At 37.4% G+C, this 20876-nt stretch carries 18 protein-coding genes; 3 read left to right on the forward strand and 15 right to left on the reverse strand.

What is annotated here, in order from left to right; translation table 11 throughout:
- Window positions 1-50: 50 nt before the first annotated feature.
- The 3 genes from ACIQYS_RS11395 to ACIQYS_RS11405 form a co-directional block, all read right to left on the reverse strand.
- Window positions 51-344: a Dabb family protein gene (locus ACIQYS_RS11395; RefSeq protein WP_402979365.1), complete on the reverse strand. Its 294-nt coding sequence runs from the start codon at window positions 342-344 to the stop codon at window positions 51-53.
- A 336-nt stretch (window positions 345-680) separates the two neighbouring features.
- Window positions 681-1424 carry a FadR/GntR family transcriptional regulator gene (locus tag ACIQYS_RS11400; protein WP_402979368.1) on the reverse strand — a complete coding sequence of 248 codons (744 nt, stop codon included), beginning with the start codon at window positions 1422-1424 and terminating at the stop codon, window positions 681-683.
- 47 nt (window positions 1425-1471) lie between these two features.
- The gene (locus ACIQYS_RS11405) at window positions 1472-2404 is read right to left on the reverse strand and encodes a LysR family transcriptional regulator (RefSeq protein WP_402979371.1); all 933 of its coding nucleotides are present in this window, start codon (window positions 2402-2404) and stop codon (window positions 1472-1474) included.
- A 179-nt stretch (window positions 2405-2583) separates the two neighbouring features.
- Here ACIQYS_RS11405 and ACIQYS_RS11410 point away from each other — a divergent pair, with 179 nt between their 5' ends.
- Window positions 2584-3792: an acyl-CoA dehydrogenase family protein gene (locus tag ACIQYS_RS11410; protein ID WP_402979374.1), complete on the forward strand. Its 1209-nt coding sequence runs from the start codon at window positions 2584-2586 to the stop codon at window positions 3790-3792.
- A 75-nt stretch (window positions 3793-3867) separates the two neighbouring features.
- Window positions 3868-4380 (forward strand): flavin reductase family protein, encoded by a 513-nt coding sequence (locus ACIQYS_RS11415; RefSeq protein ID WP_402979377.1) that lies wholly within the window; start codon window positions 3868-3870, stop codon window positions 4378-4380.
- A 638-nt stretch (window positions 4381-5018) separates the two neighbouring features.
- Here ACIQYS_RS11415 and glnA read toward each other — a convergent pair.
- The 12 genes from glnA to cotE form a co-directional block, all read right to left on the reverse strand.
- A complete protein-coding gene (gene glnA, locus ACIQYS_RS11420; RefSeq protein WP_402979380.1) occupies window positions 5019-6353 on the reverse strand; it encodes a type I glutamate--ammonia ligase in 1335 nt (444 codons plus the stop codon).
- 12 nt (window positions 6354-6365) lie between these two features.
- A complete protein-coding gene (locus tag ACIQYS_RS11425) occupies window positions 6366-6776 on the reverse strand; it encodes a MerR family transcriptional regulator (RefSeq protein WP_402979383.1) in 411 nt (136 codons plus the stop codon).
- 137 nt (window positions 6777-6913) lie between these two features.
- The gene (locus tag ACIQYS_RS11430) at window positions 6914-8161 is read right to left on the reverse strand and encodes a methionine gamma-lyase family protein (protein WP_402979386.1); all 1248 of its coding nucleotides are present in this window, start codon (window positions 8159-8161) and stop codon (window positions 6914-6916) included.
- Between the two features lie 253 nt (window positions 8162-8414).
- Window positions 8415-8714 (reverse strand): rhodanese-like domain-containing protein, encoded by a 300-nt coding sequence (locus ACIQYS_RS11435; protein ID WP_402979389.1) that lies wholly within the window; start codon window positions 8712-8714, stop codon window positions 8415-8417.
- Between the two features lie 74 nt (window positions 8715-8788).
- The gene (gene hfq / locus ACIQYS_RS11440; RefSeq protein ID WP_402979392.1) at window positions 8789-9010 is read right to left on the reverse strand and encodes an RNA chaperone Hfq; all 222 of its coding nucleotides are present in this window, start codon (window positions 9008-9010) and stop codon (window positions 8789-8791) included.
- A gap of 65 nt (window positions 9011-9075) precedes the next feature.
- Complete coding sequence (gene miaA, locus ACIQYS_RS11445) at window positions 9076-9993, reverse strand: tRNA (adenosine(37)-N6)-dimethylallyltransferase MiaA (protein ID WP_402979395.1); 918 nt, start codon at window positions 9991-9993, stop codon at window positions 9076-9078.
- Window positions 9986-10882: an alpha/beta hydrolase gene (locus ACIQYS_RS11450; protein ID WP_402979398.1), complete on the reverse strand. Its 897-nt coding sequence runs from the start codon at window positions 10880-10882 to the stop codon at window positions 9986-9988. Before ACIQYS_RS11450 ends, miaA begins: the two co-directional genes overlap by 8 nt.
- Before the next feature lie 20 nt (window positions 10883-10902).
- Window positions 10903-12555 (reverse strand): glycerol-3-phosphate dehydrogenase/oxidase, encoded by a 1653-nt coding sequence (locus tag ACIQYS_RS11455; protein ID WP_402979401.1) that lies wholly within the window; start codon window positions 12553-12555, stop codon window positions 10903-10905.
- Complete coding sequence (glpK, locus tag ACIQYS_RS11460) at window positions 12556-14067, reverse strand: glycerol kinase GlpK (protein ID WP_402979404.1); 1512 nt, start codon at window positions 14065-14067, stop codon at window positions 12556-12558.
- 11 nt (window positions 14068-14078) lie between these two features.
- Window positions 14079-15887 (reverse strand): DNA mismatch repair endonuclease MutL, encoded by a 1809-nt coding sequence (gene mutL, locus ACIQYS_RS11465; protein WP_402979407.1) that lies wholly within the window; start codon window positions 15885-15887, stop codon window positions 14079-14081.
- A 16-nt stretch (window positions 15888-15903) separates the two neighbouring features.
- Window positions 15904-18471, reverse strand: coding sequence for a DNA mismatch repair protein MutS (gene mutS, locus ACIQYS_RS11470; RefSeq protein WP_402979410.1), 2568 nt, complete (start codon window positions 18469-18471; stop codon window positions 15904-15906).
- A gap of 978 nt (window positions 18472-19449) precedes the next feature.
- Window positions 19450-20001, reverse strand: coding sequence for an outer spore coat protein CotE (gene cotE, locus ACIQYS_RS11475; RefSeq protein WP_402979413.1), 552 nt, complete (start codon window positions 19999-20001; stop codon window positions 19450-19452).
- Window positions 20002-20140: 139 nt separating this feature from the next.
- On the opposite strand from cotE, the gene ACIQYS_RS11480 reads away from it, so the two are divergent.
- On the forward strand, window positions 20141-20839 hold the full coding sequence (locus ACIQYS_RS11480) for a glucosamine-6-phosphate deaminase (protein WP_402979416.1): 699 nt from the start codon (window positions 20141-20143) through the stop codon (window positions 20837-20839).
- The last annotated feature ends 37 nt before the right edge of the window (window positions 20840-20876 follow it).

Below are 20876 nucleotides of genomic sequence, written 5' to 3' on the forward strand. Positions count from 1 at the left end.
CTTAATAATAAGTTAATTGGCAACGCTTACAAAATAATGCAACTATTATCTTAAATTAAAAAATCTACTGTGAGAGTTTCAATAAGTCCAACCTTTTTTGAATAAGTCACTACTTCCTGATGAGCTGGATGCAATATAAATTCGTCTAAATATTTTCTATCTTCAAATCTCGCAGTAACACCTATTTCAAAGCCTTGACTTCTGTCTGAAAAATTAAATCCAACCTGAAAATCAATGATATTCGAAATTTGCCCACGCAAGTTCTTCAGTTTATGAATGATTAATTCTTTTTGATCTTTCGATGTCGATTCTTCAAATTTTAATATAGCAATATGTTCAATCATATAAATCCCCCTTACCATATTAATAGAAAATCCTTTTACATAAGATTATTTCTCACTTCCTTTCAGAATAATTATTACTATAAATAAATAATATTATATTACTTTAAAAAGGTCAAACTAATTTCAGAAAAATCTAACTTATCTAACTTGCTTTTTACTGTGAATGAAGTACGTAGTTTTAATTCAATGAAGATTCCCTCTATATTTTTGGGTTAATCTACTGCATTGACCGATTTGTTCTTGAAAAACCTGTAGAATCTAAAAAAAGCTGCATCACGACAAGGAATTCAGTCGTAAAGCGGCCTATATTAGTTGTTTTTGTTTTTTATTTCGCTATTAGTTCATCTTAATTTCCTTTTCAAATTTTTCTTTACCCTTTTCTAGAATCTTGTTAATATTCAATATTAAATCATACATAGTTTGACGTGCTTCTATACTGTTGCGTTTACAAATAGCTAAATAGACATTTTTATGTAGAATTAATGCTTGCTCTTTTGATATAAACAAATCTTTCTCATCATTAATATAACCTTTGATGGTTTCCTGTCGACTCTGAAGAAGTGCATTTCTTAGTAAATTCCCTAGATTTATAAGCAACTCATTATGAGAGGCAGCCATTATACTTTGATGAAAGTTGTAATCCGCTATAGCCCATTCACTTTCACTTCTGTTTGCTGCTGAAATTTCAAGTTTTTGAAAAGAGGTAGTAATATTCTTTATATCTTCCTGAGTTGCATTTTTTGCTGCAAGTTCTGAAGAAGTTGGTTCAATAGCAAGACGCATTTCGGTTAATTGTTGTAAAAAGTTATAATCAGGAGTACCCTCACAAGCCCAACTAAGTACTTCTGGATCCCACCATTGCCACTCATTCCTAGAGCAGACTACTGTTCCTTTTTTGGGAATAGATATAACTAGTTTACGTGAGGATAATCCTTTTAGAGCTTCTCGTACAACAGTTCTACTAACGGCGTATTGCTCACTCATTACTTCTACTTTTGGAAGTAGAGTTCCCGGTAATATTTTCCCCTGAATAATTTGTCTTCCTAATAAATGAACTAATTGTTCGTTTAAATTTAGCATCTTCCCTTCCCTCCTCCTGCATAATAAATAATATCTAATACTTAATTTTAAAAATTGTAAACATCATAACTTTTTATTGTAATCTTCATTAATTCGTTTATAAGTAACTCTATTGCAGGATTTTTATGGTTTTTTTCCCATGAGACTCCAACATCGAAGTTTAATAAATCATTTATTACTGAGTCAACTTTAATAGGCAATGTAATAATTTGATTATCATGATTAAAGTAATTAAATAATGAATTGGGCAAGATAGAAATCCCTTTATTCGATTTAACCATCATTAATAAATGTTCAAAATTATCCGACTCACTTATTGTAGCAGAATCTATACCGCTTTCATTACATAATTTGATAATGCTGTTATGGGCATATGAAGCACTCTCCTTAGATAAAATTATAAAACTTTCATTCTTAAGTTCTGATAGATTTACAAAACTATTTGAACTTATTCTATGATTTTTATGGCAATAGATCACAAAAAAATCACTGTAAATTTTTTGGAACGCAAGGTTAGGGTATTTTTCAATTACCATAGAAAGCGAAAAGATAACATCTAAATGACCATTAATTAAAGAATTAATTAATGGTCCTTGATAATATTGTTTAGAAAACAAATTAATATCTGGGTGTTTTTCATTAAATATTTGTAACAAACTAGGTAAAAATCTATATTCTGCTGGTCCTAAATAGCCTAGTCTCAAAGTTTTATTATAGCTTGATCTAATGTTTTGAATCTTCTTCGTCATTTCTTCCATTTTATTTATTATTTCTACAGCGTCTTTATAAAAGGTTTCACCAACAGATGTTAATTTTACAGTTCTTTTATTCCTTTCTAATAAAACGACACCTAATTCATCTTCTAAAGATGCAATTTTTTTACTCACAGCCGCTTGGCTTACAAATAATTTTTTGGAAGCGCTAGTAAAGTTTAATTCATTTGCTACTTCTACGAAATATCTAATTTGTATTATATCCATATCTATCATCCTTTTAAAATTTTTAGTTATTACAGATATAACAAATGTGCATTTCACCAATTGATTGTTTTAATGTAACATCACTAGTAAGCGCTTGCAGTTATCGGAAATATCAGTAAATTATCGATACTGTAACCTCTTATTAAATGATTATAGCATTTTATTAAAGGAGGATTTTTATGGTAAACAAACAAATGGTAATTGAATCCACAACCTTTGAAGATTTATTAGGCAAAGCTGAGGCAATGATACCAAATCTTCGAGAACGAATCAATGAAGTAGAAAGTCTAAGAAGTATTCCTCAGTCTACTATAACTGAATTAACCGAAGCTGGTCTTTTGAAACTACTTACGCCCGAAAAGTATGGAGGTTATCAACTAAATTTCCGACAATATCTTGATATTGTTTCACAGATTGGCAAGGGATGTGGTTCAACTGCCTGGGTAGTAGCTTTAATAAACGTTGCAAAATGGGTTGTTTCTGTAAATTTCACAGAAGAAGTTCATGATGTAGTTTTTAAAGATGATGCAATTGCCAACGTTTGTGGTGTATTCGAACCAAGAAAATGTGATGTAGAGAAAGTTGAGGGTGGATATCTTATTAAAGAAGGGATGTGGGGCTTTGCTTCTGGTTCCAATCATTCAGATTACTTCTTTTTAGGTTTCCCGCAGGTCAATGAAAATGGGGAAGTTGAAGGTCTCGGTGCTGCACTAATTCCTCGTAAGGATGTAAATATCTTAGACGACTGGCATACGATGAGCATGCGAGGGACAGGAAGTAATAGCCTCACAGTAAAAAATTTATTTGTTCCGGAAAAATGGACAACATCTATATCGAAAGCTGTTGTTGGGGAATACCCATCAGTACATTTACAAGATCAAGCATTGTATAAATCAGCTTTCGTTCCAGTAGCTGCACTAGTTCTACTAGCTCCGGGAATCGGGTTAAGTGCAGCAGCAAAAGAGATTTTCTTAGAAAAACTACCGAACAGAAGAATTCAATATACATTCCATAACAAGCAGGCAGAAGCAGCAATTACGCATCTACAATTAGCAGAGGCAGTAATGAAAATGGAAACAGCTAGTCTATTAGCATATCGTTGCGCAGATGAAATTGATAAATGGGCAGCGTCTGGAGAATATATGGACTTTAATGGTCGTGTACAAGCCCGCGTGGACTGTAGTTACGCTAATAGATTGAACTGCGAAGCAGTAGATCTAATTTTTTCGCTTGCCGGTGGAAGTGCGATTTCAGAGTCAAACCTACTTTCTAAAATTATGAAAGATTCTAAAACGCCTCCACAACATGGCTTAATTGTACCAACAACAGGTCTTGAGTTATTTGGAAGAATTTTAACAGAACAAGAACCTAACACACATTTAATTTAAAATTTTGTTTAGTTCAAAAGCGTTTAATCTGTATAACTATATTTAAATTAGTAATAATTAAAGGAGGAGAACCTCATGAATGGAATTTTAGATAAACAAGAATTATTCAAAGAAGCACTTGGAAATTATCCCACTGGAGTAACAATTGTCACAACAACTGATGAAAATAATAACCCCCTGGGTTTGACAGTTAATTCATTTGCTTCCGTTTCCTTAGACCCATTGCTCGTCCTATGGTCAATTGATCATAGAGTATCTAGTATTGAGGCATTTAAAAATAGTCGTAAATTTGCAATTCATATTTTGAGCGGGATCCAATCAGAATTATGTAAAACCTTTGCTAGTAAAAATGTTGATCGGTTTGCTAGCTGTAATTGGTCATATTCATCATTAGAACTACCCTTAATAGAAGGAGCTTTTGCAGTATTAGAATGTGAAACATTTGAAGAAATTGAAGCTGGGGATCATACAATTTTAATTGGTAAAGTTCAAAATATTCAAGTGAATAAAGAACTTAATCCTATGTTATATCATCGAAGACATTTTGGAGAAATTCCAGCGGAGTTCTATCCTAGAATAAAGAGTTAAAAAAGGGAATGGAAGTTATCTAACCAATTAAACACTTTATATAGTTACGAAGGATTGAGTTTAGTATTTTACCCAACTCAATCCTTTTGTAAATCTACCTTAAGAATTCTATAGGGTTCTATTATACTTCTAATCACTAGATGTTCTTCTAGTGCTAACAATGGAACCATCAGAGAAGCACACTTTTAACAAACGCTGGTACATAAGGACTTCAAGATACTTTTATTACTAAAACGTCTCTCCATATTCCTACTTAATGTTACTTGTGGCTTGCTCGTTACATCGAAAAGGACACACACCAACCATAGATAAACAAGTGTTTATTGTCCGTTCAAATATCCGTGCAACTCTAAAATCCACACTGTTCCTAAGGGTAGTTGTAGCCGGTTAAGAGGTGTTTTACAACATTATTATCCTTGATAATTTATAAGTCTTCTAAAGCCTTAATCAATATCTAGAAGTAAATTAAATACAAAAAAAGTGCCCACAAGTCACTCTCGACTGAACGATGTTTTCTAAAGGGATTCCTAAGATAAATTTCTTGAAAGGAATTTTTTGGGGTGCAAATGGGGTGTGAATGATTTTGAAGAATCACTCGCACCCCATCAATAAATCTAATAATCAGTGTTGCTACAACATTAATACATCTTCAAATATTGTTCTCTCTCCCACGGATGTACAGTCGTACGGAACATATCCCATTCAATCTCTTTCGCTTCGACGAAGTTTGCATAAATATGCTCACCAAGTGCTCCGCGGATTACTTCACTCTTTCCAAGCTCTTGTAATGCTGAATGAAGTGATGATGGCAAGTTGTAGATACCATTTTCATTTCTTTCTTCTTCTGTCATTACATAGATGTTGCGATCAACTGCTGGTGGTGGTGTTAGTTTGTTTTTTATACCATCGAGTCCTGCTTGAAGAATTACAGCCATTGCAAGATATGGGTTGGCTGCTGGATCTACAGAACGAACTTCAATTCGCGTACTTAACCCTCTTGAAGAAGGAATACGAATTAGCGGACTTCTGTTTTGACCTGACCAAGCAACGTAACAAGGAGCCTCATAACCAGGCACTAATCGTTTATATGAGTTTACTGTAGGATTTGTAATTGCTGTGAAACTTTGAACATGCTTTAACACACCAGCCATAAACTGCATAGACGTTTCACTCATTTTATTTTCAGCAGATTCATCAAAAAATGCATTTTCATCACCGTTAAATAAAGAAACGTTAAAGTGCATTCCAGATCCAGCTACCCCAAAAAGTGGTTTTGGCATAAACGTTGCATGCAAACCATGTTTACGAGCAATTGTTTTAACTACTAGCTTGAATGTTTGGATGTTATCACACGCAGTTAATGCATCCGCATATTTAAAGTCGATTTCGTGTTGTCCAGGAGCTTCTTCATGGTGAGATGCTTCTACTTCAAAACCCATTTCCTCTAACTCAAGTACGATATCACGACGGCAGTTTTCTCCTAAATCTACTGGTGCTAAGTCAAAATAACCTCCATGGTCATTTAGTTCAAGTGTTGGTTCACCTTGTGCATCTAGTTTAAATAAGAAAAATTCAGGTTCAGGTCCTAAGTTAAAACTTGTAAATCCTAGTTCTTCCATCTCTTTAAGAACTCGTTTTAAGTTACTGCGCGGATCACCTGCAAAAGGTGTTCCATCTGCTTTATTCACGTCACAGATTAATCTAGCTACTTTGCCTTTACCTGTAATCCAAGGAAACACTACCCATGAATTTAAATCTGGTACTAAGTACATATCCGATTCTTCAATGCGAACGAATCCTTCAATAGAAGATCCATCAAACATCATTTTATTGTCGAGAGCTTTATCGAGCTGACTTACAGGAATTTCAACGTTTTTAATCGTACCAAGAATGTCAGTAAACTGAAGACGAATAAAATTCACCTCATTTTCTTGTACGAATTTTTTTATGTCTTCTTTTGTATACTTGCTCATTATTTCACTCTCCTATTGATTTTTATATTTGAACCTCGCTTTATCGTTAAAAGCGAGAGCAATCCCTTGCCCTAATGGCGCGCGTTGGTGTCTTTGCGCAATTTCCATTTCTTCTCTGAAGATTGCACGTAATTGTGCATCCGTTATAACTTGTTGAACTTCGTTTTGTATTGTTGAATTGTTTTTCATTTCGAAAACTTGTTTAATACCTGCAATATTCACGCCAGTTGCGAGCATATCTTTGATTTCCAATAAAACATCGATATCATCAAGTGAGAACATGCGTTGTTTTCCTTCCGTTCGTGCAGGCTGAATAAGTTCATGCTCTTCATAATATCGAATTTGTCTCGCCGTTAAGCCGGTTAATTGCATAACGATATTCATGGATAACAGTGGCATAGAGCGTCTCCACTCCTTTTCCATCGCTGCACCTCCTCGTATGATATAAAATAGTATATGTCATGTTAGCTAACATGTCAATTCGATGTCAGAAAAACTTACATGATATTTTAAATAAAATAAAAAGCCACTTTCTTTACGAAAAGTGGCTTGAAATTTGATTATTTTAAAGACTGCACCGCTCCTAAAATGGCATATTTTACATGCTCATACGTCAACCCACCTTGGATAAAGGCCGTGTAAGGAGGTCGAATTGGTCCATCTGCCGTTAACTCCATACTAGAACCTTGGATAAACGTCCCCGCCGCCATAATGACATCATCTTCATAACCTGGCATATAAGCAGGTTCGGGAGCAAATTGTGCGTTTACTGGCGAATGCATTTGAATTGCTTTGCAAAACTGAATCATTTGTTCAGCCGTTTGAAACGATACCGATTGAATAAGATCCGTTCTCTTTTGTGTATAATGTGGTTCCGTCGTCATTCCCACTTCTTCTAAAACCGCAGAAGTAAAAATCGCTCCTTTTACCGCTTGTGAAACAATATGAGGTGCCAAGAAAAATCCTTGGTACATGTCCATTAACGTATTTAAAGAAGCACCGGCTTCTGCTCCAATACCCGGGGAAGTCATTCGGTACGCGCACTTAGTTACAAGAGCGCTTTTTCCCGCAATATATCCACCTGTTTTCGCTATACCGCCCCCAGGGTTTTTGATCAGCGAGCCCGCCATTAAATCTACCCCGACATTGGTTGGTTCTAACTCTTCCACAAACTCACCGTAACAATTATCCACGAAAATAATAGCATCTTCCTTGATCGCTCTTATCTTATCGACCATTTCCTTTATTTGTTCCACAGTAAAAGAGGGGCGCACCGCATACCCTTTAGAACGTTGAATTGCAATTACTTTTGTATTTGCTTTGACCGTTTTTTCTACCGTTTTCCAATCTATCGCACCAGACTCAAGAAGGTCAACATGCTGATACGAAATGCCAAAGTCGACAAGTGAGCCTGTATCTTCTTCTCCACCACTTACGATCGATTGGAGTGTATCGTACGGCTTTCCAGTTATGTATAAAAGCTCATCATTTGGTCTAAGAACGCCGAATAAACTAATCGAAATCGCATGCGTCCCGGAAATAATTTGCGGACGAACGAGTGAAGCTTCTGCTCCAAATGTTGTGGCATACACTTTTTCTAACGTATCACGTCCCTCATCGTCATAGCCATAACCAGTGGATGGGTTAAAGTGATGATCACTTACATGATGCGTTTTAAATGCGTGGATTACTTTTTGTTGATTGAAGAATGCTATTTTTTCTACTTCTTGATGATAACTAGCTATTTTCGCTTCCGCTCTATTTGCTAAGTCTAAAACTTCTTCTGATAATGTTGTAGTAAAATTCATCTGTTTCGCTCCTTTTAATGACAAATAGAAAAGACTAATCTCAACGAATGAAATTAGTCTTATAACATCAATTCCGCCTTGGCGTAATTGCGTCCAGATTTTGAACCCGGTCTGCCGGGTTCAAAATCTGTGACATCCACCGAAGGCTTTGGGCCAACAGGATGTTGGTCACTCAGGCGTTGCCGCAGGACGCGGCGATCTTAGCCAGAGTTCCTTGTTATTCAGCAGGGGTTTGAACTTCTGCTGAATAAAGTTAAAATTGTAGCTCGCCTTCCCAATCTAGCATGCCTCCTGCAACGTTCGTTACAGTAAAGCCATTTTCCTCTAGAATTTCGCAAGCCATTGCACTGCGAGCGCCAGCTTTACAAACGATATAATGTGGAACTGACTTGTCGATTTGATCCATGCTTGTTTCTATTTGACCTAGTGCGATATGTTTTGCACCTGGAATAATACCAGTTGCTACTTCTTCGCTTTCACGTACGTCAATGACGCTAACTGTTTCTCCAGCATCTATTTTTTGTAAAAGTTCTTCTGTTGAAATTACATTCATATTTTACTCTGTCCTTCCATATCTATTCCTATAAAATCATAATAGGAACCTGCTAGTCTGTCAATTTCCCCGACTTATTCTTCATTAAGTGTTATAGGCTTAGAAGGAGCAAATGTTGAAATAGCATGTTTGTATATTAACTGTTGTTTTCCATCTGACTCAAAAAGAACGGTAAAATTATCATAAGACTTCACTAACCCTTTTAGTTGGAAGCCATTTAATAAAAATACTGTAACAAAAATATTGTTTTTTCTTAATTGATTCAAATAATTGTCTTGAATATTCATAGGTTTCATTTCAATTCCCCCATTGTACATTTTACATATTTAGAACTCTCCATATCTACTATTCGCGTTAATTCCTAATTATCCTGCAAGAAATCAGTAATTTCTTTTATGATTTTTTCACTATCTACAAAAGGATCATACCAATGGATGTCCATTTTGTTACGGAAGTATGTTAACTGGCGTTTAGCATACCTTCTAGAATTTTGCTTTAAATTATCCAGTGCCTCTTCCAGTGTGAGGATTCCATCCAAGTAAGCATAAATTTCTTTATAGCCGATTGCTTGTATCGATTGAACTCCACGAATCCCACGTTCATGGAGTTTTTCCACTTCGTCTAATAAGCCTTTTTCTACCATCAATTCTACCCGTTTATTTATTCGGTCATACAGAATTTCGCGATTGGTAGTTAGCCCGATAATATAATGGGGATATACTTTTTCGTGTCCTTGGTTTTGTTCAATTTCTTTTTTCTGCTTGCCGCTAAACTCTACTCGTTCGATCGCGCGAATAATTCGTTGAACATTATTAGGATGAATTTCGGTAGCCGTTTCCGGATCTAGCTTTTGTAATCGATTAAATAATTCATCTGGTGATAGCTTTTCCAATTCTCTTTGTAAATCTACATCTATTTTAGGCTGCTCTGTAAAGCGAAAATCATATAAAACGGATTGGATATAGAGCCCCGTTCCCCCAACGATTATCGGTAGTTTCCCTCTCGATGCGATTTCTTCTATTTTCTCTCGCACGATTTTTTGATATTCTGCCACCGAAAAACTATCTGTCGGATCCTTTATATCTAATAAATGATGGGGAACTCCTTCCATTTCCTCTTCTGTAATTTTAGCCGTTCCAATGGAAAGTTCTCGGTAGATTTGCATGGAATCTCCGTTAATAATTTCTCCCTTAAATGATTTTGCAAGCTCAATACTCAAAGCAGTTTTTCCCACTGCTGTCGGTCCTACGATTGCTAGTACTATTGGTTTCTCAGTCATCTTTTAACATCCAGTTTATGATAAATTGATATGTGTCCTGCTTACTCACTTCGTTTAAAATTTCATGTCGTGCGTTTTCTACTAGTTGAACTGTCACATTTTCCATTCCTACATTCGTCAAACCTTTCGCAACTTTAAAAATATCTTTTCCAGATTTACCAACCGGGTCTTCTAAACCACTAATTAATAATACAGGTAAATCTTTTCTCACTTTCGTTAGTTCTTGTTCTTTATGGATTATTTTCAAACCATCAAAGAGATCTATATAAAACTGATTCGAAGGGATAAAACCACAATACGGATCGTCGATATACTTTTTCACTTCATTTGCATCTGAACTTAACCAATCGAAATCTGTCTTGGCATCTTTAAATTGCTTATTGAATCCACCAAAGGAAAGCTTGTTAAGTAAAGCACTTTCCGATTGCGGTGTTTTCTGTTTGGAAGCAAGTTTCCCAATTATAGTACCAATATCCCCCATTACACCAGGGCTAAATGCTGTGCCACAAATGATTACTTTGGCAAGGGATTCACTATATTTTTGCATATATCTTCTTGCAACGAACGATCCCATACTATGCCCAAATAATATAAGTGGCAGCGCTCCGATATCTTCTCTCACATGCACTAATACTTCCCGAACATCTTCTGTTACTCGTTCAAAACCATCTTGTTCTGCAAAAAAACCTTGTTGTCCATTTTTTTCTGCTGTTTTTCCGTGACCACGATGATCATGACCACTCACAATAAAGCCATTCCCCACTAAAAATTGTGCAAATTCATCGTAACGCTCTATATGCTCTGCCATCCCATGCAAAAGATGCACATGCCCGATCGGGGGTTGTTCCGGCATATATTTGACAATATGAATTAAGTGATGATCAGACATTTGACCTTCTAGAATCGTTTTCAGAGAGCAGCCCTGCTTTCATGTGTAGTAGCTTCCGTTAATAGTGTATCTAATTGTTTTTCAAACGTACTCATTTGTTGTTCGCTATACTGCAACAATTGACCCATTACGTTTATTATACCCTCTTTATACTTTTTATATTGATCGATTTGAAAATATAGCATGCCCGTTCTTCTCACTAAGAAGTCAGCAGGCGAATAGGCCATCTCTTCATGAACTGCATAATAGACTTGTGCGAGTATACTTAACGGCAATTTAGATGGCATGGTTGATAATATATGGGCATAGTGAAATACTCGATCTACATTGGTTCCGTAAAATTTCGCTAATCTTTTTCCTTCTGCTATGGTTAAGCCGTAGGAAGGGGCAACTTGTGCTTTTGTCGCAACGAAAGCTTCCAATTGGTCTGCTCCTCCAATATCGCCACCCGATAAGGGTACATGCTTCGTGACACAAGGACCATATTGTTCATCACCTAACTCTTTGGAAATTGCATTCACAATTGTTTCCGCCATTTTACGATACCCTGTTAACTTTCCACCAGCAATCGTAAATAATCCAGCCTCCGACTGCCAAATTTCATCTTTTCGAGAGATTTCGGAAGGATTTTTCCCGTCTTCATAAATGAGGGGACGGACTCCAGCCCAAGTCGATTCTACCTGTTTTTTAGAGACATGCACGAGTGGAAACATATGATGAATGGCATTTACTAAATAGTCCACATCTTCTTCTGTTGCCGTAGGATGTTCGATATTACCCTCGAAAAATGTGTCGGTTGTGCCAACATATGTTTTGCCATCACGCGGGATGGCAAAGATCATTCGTTTATCCGGTGCATCAAAATAAATAGCCTGCCTTAATGGAAAAACAGATTGATCCATGACAATATGGACACCTTTTGATAACTTTAACCTTTTCTTATTGTCAATGGCATCTAGTGCTCGAACCGTATCTACCCAAGGACCTGTTGCATTAACGATTTTTTTCGCATGGATATGAATACGTTTATTTTTTATTACATCGACAACTTCTGCACCAATGATTTTGTTTTGTTCATTATATAAAAACGATTTTGCTTTAGCATAGTTTAAACAAACGGCACCTTTTTCGATTGCCTTTTTCATCACTTCAATCGTTAATCTCGCATCGTCTGTTCGATATTCAACGTAATAGCCCCCGCCTAGCAAATCTTTGCTTTTAATAAGCGGTTCTTTTTCCAGCGTTTGTTCAGGCGTTAACATATGACGCCGCTCTTCTTTTTTAACGCCTGCGAGAAAATCATATACTTTTAATCCAGCAGAAGTGCTAAGTGGTCCAAATGTTCCTTTTTTATGAAATGGAAGTAGCATCCATTCTGGTTCTGTCACATGAACAGCGTTTTCATACACAATTTCTCGTTCTTTCCCGACTTCCGCTACTACTTTCACATCCAGTTGTTTTAAATAGCGAAGTCCCCCGTGCACTAGTTTCGTCGATCTACTGGAAGTTCCAGCAGCGAAATCTTGCATCTCCACTAATGCAACAGACATGCCACGCGTCACTGCATCTAATGCGATACCCGCTCCTGTAATACCTCCACCAATGACCAATACATCGAATTCGTAAAAATTTAATGTGTGCAAAATTTGTTCTCGTTCCACAGAAGATCTCATTTACTCCACCTCTTCATCTGAAAGTTTGAATACTCTTGTTGCTTCGACTGCTTTTTTCCACCCTTTATATAGTTGGTTGCGCATAGGCTGTTCCATTTTTGGTTCATATAGTTTTTGACTTTCACGCATATCGGAAAGTTCCCGCTCATCTTTCCAATAACCAGTGGCTAGCCCTGCTAAAAAGGCGGCGCCGAGTGCAGTTGTTTCATTTAACTTAGCTAGTTCGACAGGTAGGTCTAATAGGTCACTTTGAAATTGCATAAGAAATTCGTTCCCTACAGCACCCCCGTCCACCCGGAGTACTTCTACCCCCACACCGGAATCTTGTTCCATTGTATGAAGTACATCTTTCGTTTGATATGCTAGCGATTCGAGTGTCGCACGAATGAAATGCTCTTTTGTCGTTCCTCGAGATAACCCGAAAATGGCACCTCTTGCATCTGAATCCCAATAAGGTGTACCAAGACCTACAAAAGCTGGAACAATATAAACCCCTTCTGTCGACTCCACTCTTTTAGCATAATCTTCCGAGTCCTCTGCTTTTTTCACCATACGAAGCCCATCCCTGAGCCATTGAATGGCTGAACCGGCAACAAATACACTACCTTCTAACGCATACGTCACGTTGCCATTTAATCCCCATGCTATCGTTGTCAGTAGCCCTGAAGATGATTGAACCGCTTCTTCTCCTGTATTGAGTAGCATGAAGCAACCTGTACCATAGGTGTTTTTAGCCATTCCTTTATCAAAACAGCATTGACCAAATAATGCGGCTTGTTGATCCCCTGCTGCTCCTGCAATATCAATTGCTTTCCCAAAAAATACGGAAGGATCAGTTTGTGTATAAATTTCTGAAGAAGATGCAACGTTTGGAAGCATATTCATCGGGATATTTAGCTTATCGCAAATTTCTTGGTCCCACTTTTGTTCATAAATGTTATATAGCATCGTTCTAGAAGCATTCGAGTAATCCGTCACATGGCTACTTCCATTTGATAGTTTCCAAATTAGCCACGTATCGATCGTCCCAAAAAGAAGTTCCCCTGCTTCTGCTTGGTCTCTTGCTCCATCAACATTATCTAAAATCCATTTTACTTTCGTAGCAGAAAAATAAGGATCTAGCATGAGTCCTGTTTTTTCCTTGAAAAATGCATCGAGCTTTTCTTTTTTCAACTCATCAATAATGCTTTGTGTTTGTCTTGATTGCCAAACGATTGCATGATAGATTGGCCTGCCTGTTTTCTTATTCCAAACGACCGTTGTTTCACGCTGGTTTGTAATACCAATTGCATGCACATTTTCTGGTTGGTTGCCACTTTCCGTAAGAACTGCTGCAATGACCGACAAAACAGAGCCCCAAATTTCTTGTGCATCATGTTCCACCCATCCAGATTTCGGAAAATATTGTGTAAATTCCTTTTGGGCAGTGTGCACAATATTGCCTTGTTTATCAAACAATATTGCGCGCGAGCTCGTAGTACCTTGATCAATCGATAAAATAAATTTCCCCATTTAGACCCCTCCTACATGACTCGTTTAAACATCTTCTCCACTTCATACGTCGAAAAATGCACAATGACAGGTCGACCGTGCGGACATGTAAGTGGATGTTGCGCATTTTTCAAGCTTACTAACAGTTGCTCCATATCATGTAGCGTTAAGTAATGATTCGCTTTGATCGATAATTTACAGCTCATCATAATAGCTGCTTCTTCTCGCAGTTTTTTAATATCCACTTTTCGATTTGTTAATACTTGTTCGATTAAACTTTCAATAATCTTTGTTTCATGACCTTTCGGAAACCATGTTGGATGCTCACGTATGACAAAACTGGAAGCACCAAACTCCTCTAAAAATATCCCCACGTCTTGCAGTTCTTGTAGTGATTCTTTAATCCGGTATGCTTCATCTAGCGAATAGTGAAACGTAAGAGGTAGTAGTAGCGCTTGCCGCTCACTAGCGTTTACTTCTCCCACTTTTTCTTTGTAAAATTCATATTTGATCCGTTCCTGTGCTGCGTGTTGGTCGATTAAATAAAAACCATCATCGCTTTGCGCAACAATATATGTTCCATGGATTTGTCCTACTACATGTAAATCCGGAAAAGGCTGTTTTGATTCCACTTTTTCTTCTACATATGCTTCAATGACTGGTACTGGCTCTTCTTGTAACGGTTCAAGCGTTTCATGAATGGTTGCTTCATGAATGATCGTTGGTTGCTCTATTATTTCTTCCGTTTCCTGCACAATCGGTTGTTCAGATGGCGCATATGTTTGTTTAAAGAAGTCGAATTGCACGCTCTGTTGCTTTTTCACTTCTGGTTTTTCCATTATTTTTGGTGGTTGTTGTACTCGGTGAATAACCGAACGGATTGTTTGACGAACAAGCTCCATTAGTTCTTTTTCTTTACTAAGTCTTATTTGATGCTTAGCTGGATGGACGTTTACATCCGTAAGCATTGGGTCTGTTTCGATATTTAATACAACAATTGGATATCTTCCTATTGGTAGGAGCGTATGATACGCATCTACGATAGCGTTATTTAAACCATAATGCTTAACCCAACGACCATTCACTAAAATAGTTATATAGTTTTTAGACGCTCTTGTAATTTCGGGCATCGTGGCAAATCCAGAAATTTGAAAATCGGACGATTCCTTTTCGAATGGAACCATTTTCTTCACATTCGTCACACCGTAGATCGAAGCGAGCACTTGCCGTAAATCTCCTCTTCCACTCGTTTGAATAATCGTTTGTCCATTATGGATGAGCTTAAATGCTATGTTCGGATAACTAAGTGCTAATCTGTTGATCAAATCGATCGAATGACCAAGTTCTGTTTGGATAGTTTTCAAATATTTTAATCTAGCAGGTGTATTAAAAAACAATTGCGTAACCGCGATATCTGTTCCTCTACGAATAGGTGCTGGTGTACAAGAAATAATTCGCCCACCTTCCAGTTCCACCTTCGTTCCGACATTGTCACCATCTGATGTCCATAAATTAATTTTGGAGACAGAGGCTATACTGGCAAGCGCTTCCCCTCGAAAACCTAACGACCTGATACGAAACAAATCATGCTCCGTCGTGATTTTCGATGTCGCATGTCTCGAAAAGGACTGCACGGCATCAGCTTCGTCCATCCCTTTTCCATTATCTGTTACTTGAATTTTCGCTAACCCTGCTTCTTCTAATATGATTTCAATCGATGTACTTTCTGCATCGATTGCATTTTCTACTAATTCTTTTACGACAGAAGCGGGACGTTCTACTACTTCCCCTGCAGCAATTTTATTGGAAAGTAGCTCTTCCATTACGATGATTTGTCCCATTTTCTTCACCTACTTTTTAGTCTAATTCATTTTGTAGTTCATATAGTATTTGTAATGCAGCTAGTGGCGTTGTTCCGGAAATATTAATTTTTTTCAGCTTTTTCATTACTTTATCTGCCGCGGGATGTGCTTCAGACAGATTCGTTTGTTTTGGCGGTTGTGGTTGTTCATCAAAGAACGATAACTGTTGTTCTTGAACGGATGTTTCCGGCAGCTCATTCTTTTCTTGTTGTTCGAATGTATCCAGTATTTCTCGTGCACGCTTGAGTATTTCTTCTGGTAATTGAGCTAATTCTGCTACATGGATACCATAGCTTTTATCGGCTGGACCGTTTTTTAATTTGTGCAGAAACACGACTTTCCCATCTTTTTCAGTCGCTGCAACATGAACATTGCGAAGTTTCGCTAACGTTTTTTCTAAATCGGTTAGCTCATGATAGTGTGTGGAAAATAGCGTATTGGCGCCAATATGATTATGAATATATTCCATCATTGCTTGTGCTAAGCTCATGCCGTCGTACGTAGATGTCCCACGCCCAATTTCATCAAAAAGGAGGAGACTTTTACTAGTCGCATTCATAATGGCATGTTGGGATTCCATCATTTCGATCATAAATGTACTTTGCCCACCAGCTAAATCATCGGCAGCTCCAATACGTGTAAATATTTTATCGACGATTGGCAATTCTGCTGATTCCGCCGGCACGTAGCAACCTATTTGTGCCATAATAACTGTAATAGCAATTTGTCGCATAAACGTACTTTTACCCGACATATTAGGCCCAGTGATCAGTAACATATTTTCCTCTTCGGTTAATAGACAATCATTTGGCACATATAATTGATTGTTCATCATTTTTTCTACGACCGGATGTCTTCCTTCTTTTATAATCATCGCATTCGTATCGTGAAATTCCGGCTTCGTTAGACGGTACTTTTCAGCTACTTGTGCAAAGGAAATATAAACGTCTAGCTCACTAATTTGTTTGGCAAGCTTTTGTACCCGAGGAATGTATGCTTTAATCTCTTCTCTTAATTGGGTAAATAAATCATATTCTAGTACTAAGCTCTCCTCTTCCGCAGAAAGAATGAGCGATTCCTTTTCCTTTAACTCATCTGTAATATAGCGTTCCGCATTTGCAAGTGTTTGTTTGCGTACGTATCGTGCTTCATCCGCAAGATGAATATTCGATTTCGTTAACTCGATATAATAGCCAAATATGCGATTATACCCTATTTTTAAGTTTTTAGCGCCAGTGAGTTCTCGCTCTTTTTGTTCCAGCTCAGCAATCCATCTTTTACCATTCACAGAAGCGTCTCTCAATTGATCTAATCGGTCGTGATAGCCATCTTTAAGGACTCCACCATCTTTCACAGATATAGGAGGATTTTCATGAATAGCGTCTTCTAACTTTGTCCAAATATCTTGACAATCCTCTATTGCCTGTCCAAGATCGATTAATGCTTTATTATTTGCATGCAATAATTGCTCTTTAATAGAAGGAATTTTAGACAAAGACTGCCTTAGTTGTGCGAGATCCCTTCCTCCTGCACTTCCAAACCCGATTCTTCCTACTAGTCGTTCCAAGTCATATACTTCTTTAAATGCTTCTTTTATTTCTTCGCGTAACATAAAATCTTCTAGAAAGCTTGTGACTACTTCTAATCGGGCTTCAATTGCATGTTTGTTGGCAAGTGGTTGATGGATCCATTGTTTTAACTTTCGTCCCCCCATTGCTGTAACCGTCTCGTCCAGTAACCATAATAAAGTTCCTTTTTGCTCTGCATTTCGAATAGAAGAAATAAGTTCTAAATTTCTTTTAGAGTGGTAGTCAATTGCTAAAAAAGAGTCTCTACGCTGGAATGTAAAAGGTTGAATATGTAATAGCGAGCGCATTTGTGTTTTTTGAATGTACTGCAATAATCGTTTCACTGTTCGTTGTGTTTCTAGTGGGTGATTGGGAACGTATTTTTCAATTGATTGATCATTCGATTCATCTTGTTCGATCGATAGAGTGAAGTCATGGATCGCTGATAAATCGTTGATCAATACATACATTTGTTCACTCACGATCAATTCTTTTGCTTGAATTGCTAGTAATTCTTGTACGACTTCTTTTTCATCCCCATGCAGGATTGTCGTAAATCCGTCACCTGTTGAGACGTCTAAATAAGAAAAAGCGACTTCGTTGGGCGAAATCACATCCGCTGACGCAATAAAATAATTCGTTTTATGTTGCATTCCTTTTCCTTCAATAATCGTCCCTGGGGTGATTAATCGGACGACTTCTCTTTTTACAACGCCTTTAGCCTGTTTTGGATCTTCGACTTGCTCACAAATCGCTACTTTATGTCCTTTACTAATAAGCGTTTCAATATATCCTTGTGCAGAATGATGAGGCACACCGCACATTGGAATGCCATCTTTTCGACTCGTTAGCGTAATTTCTAAAATAGCCGCTGCTTTTATCGCGTCATCATTAAATAGTTCGTAAAAGTCGCCTAAGCGAAAAAATAAAAAGGCATCTAAAAATGCTTCTTTTATTTTTATATATTGTTGCATCATAGGAGTTTGTGTTGTCATGAATTGCCCTTCTCTCTCTTCTATAAACTTTCTATTTTATTATAACAAATCAAAGGAGAGAGCGCTTATGTTAATAAAACTCCCCAAGTGCAATGAATCGAGCGGCACACTTCTCCCAACAACTCTTTTAAATACCGTAAAGCAAATGAAAAAACTACCATTGTGAATGGAAGTTCACACAAATATAGGAATAATGCGTCGTAAGCAGTTACCGCTTGAATTTCCGCTGCTGGGCGTACGCTTTCCGCTTCAATCAATAAGAATTTCTTGCTAATTTGGCGTCTGTTGATATCAGAAACTCAAATTTAGCCGGTTCACTTCGCAATATTTATTAAACCTAATTAGAATATGCTGTCTCCAAATAAGTGGAGCATTTACTAGGAAACCCATTTATTAGGACAATACCTCGTATTCATCGTCTTCTCACTCCAAGTGAACTTACTTTTTTAAGATTTGGTTGCTATCGTGCTGATTAAGTTGCTTTCCATAAGTGATTGATTGCTCATATCCATTTACTGAATCCCTATACATTTATATACTAGTTCGTATAGAGATAAAGCACATCAAAACATCAGTTGGATTGGTTTAGTCTTGTTCAGCGGTTAATTGGTCACTTTTATGATGGGCTATGTCATGTTTACAGCGCATTTAATCTCCATTACTACATAAGGATTGAAATTAGAGCTGTGACGCTGATTAGCTGGCAAATTTCGTGGATTGGAGCGGAAGGATGGCGACTCCAGCCGAATGAGTGAGAAAGATGAGCCATCGCAGGCGAACGCGAAGCGTCGGCGATGGCTCATCGCTCACCCAGCGGAAAGCGTCCACCCTGCAGCGGAAATCCTTGCGGTAACTGACTAAAGACGCATTATTCGTATATTGCGTTTACCTTCTGTTGTTTAATGAAAGCTAAAAACACAACATAAATATTTTATTAATTCCTAGAACAAAAAAAAGCCGGAAATACTGACCGGCTTGTTACAGTGATGAAGAATGATCCGCTTCGCTAGACGAACTAGACGAGCTATGAGAGCCTGATGAACTAGACGAACTTTCGAATGCCCATTCTTCTTCAACGTCTTCATCTTGTACTTGGATGCAAATCGTCGTTTCTCCCACTACTTCTGCAAGTAGCTCCCGTTCTACTGTCACTTGGAATTTAGAACCCTTTTCAGTAATAATTGCTTCTGTACAATTTGGCTGTTGAATAACACGCACATGTACTTCTTCACCGGTTCCGGTTGTATCTTTATCACGATAATGTAATTTAATGCGGTCTTTATAATGGATGGTTTCTGTAAAAACAGACGTTTTCGAATGATCATGATGTGCATACCAAACGTTTATGTCAAATTTCCCCGTTACTTCAACGAATCTACCATGTTTTTTCGATTGGCAAGTATGATTGATAACCCAGCACCCTAATATACTAGATGGAGTATTTGGCGGAGTAAGAACCTCACTAGATTCCGTTCTTTTTTTCCCTTTAGCTACTACCGCTTTCGTCACAATTTGTCGCAAGTGTTTCATGTTTTTCCTCCTTGTATTCAAGTCATAACATCATATGCGCATTATGCCCAATCGGTTCATCCGCTTTCGATAATTCGTTGACCTTTCAATAGAATCAGCATACAATTAAAGGATAATGAAGGAAGAGTGAGGTTTTGAAATGGCGTTTTTTGAAGTAATTCATGTAGCCAATCAACAAGAGGCTGCTACTATCGTGCAAGATAATCTAGAAAAAGATCTAAAAGCGAACGAATTAAACGTATTAGGTTTAGCAACTGGGAGCACTATGATTCCTATTTATAAAAAACTAGTGGAATCATCTTTAGACTTTTCCGAAGTTACCGCTTTTAACTTAGATGAATATATAGGATTAGCACCGACCAATGTCAATAGCTATGCTTATTTTATGCAAGAGCATTTATTTGCACACAAACCATTCAAAGAAACGAATATTCCAAACGGAAAAGCGCATGATTTAGATGCAGAATGTGCACGTTATGAAAGTCAATTAAACGAGCATCCACTAGATATTCAGTTTCTAGGTGTTGGCGAAAACGGGCATATTGCATTTAATGAGCCTGGTACTTCTTTTGATTCGGTCACGCATGTTGCGCAGTTAACAGATTCAACACTTGGCGTGAACAGTCAATATTTTGACGACGAGGAGGAAATTCCTCAAACTGCTTTCACGATGGGGATTGCTTCTATTATGAAAGCAAAAAAAATCATTTTATTAGCTTTCGGCGAAAAGAAACGTCCAGCAATCGAAGCCTTACTTGGGGATGCAATTACAGAAGAATGGCCAATTACGATTTTGAAAAACCATCCGCATGTGACGGTTATTACGGATATTAAGTAACGCAAAAAGGACTTCCAATTTAGCTGGAAGTCCTTTT

This window comes from Psychrobacillus sp. NPDC096426, from assembly GCF_044762745.1.
Lineage (GTDB): Bacteria > Bacillota > Bacilli > Bacillales_A > Planococcaceae > Psychrobacillus.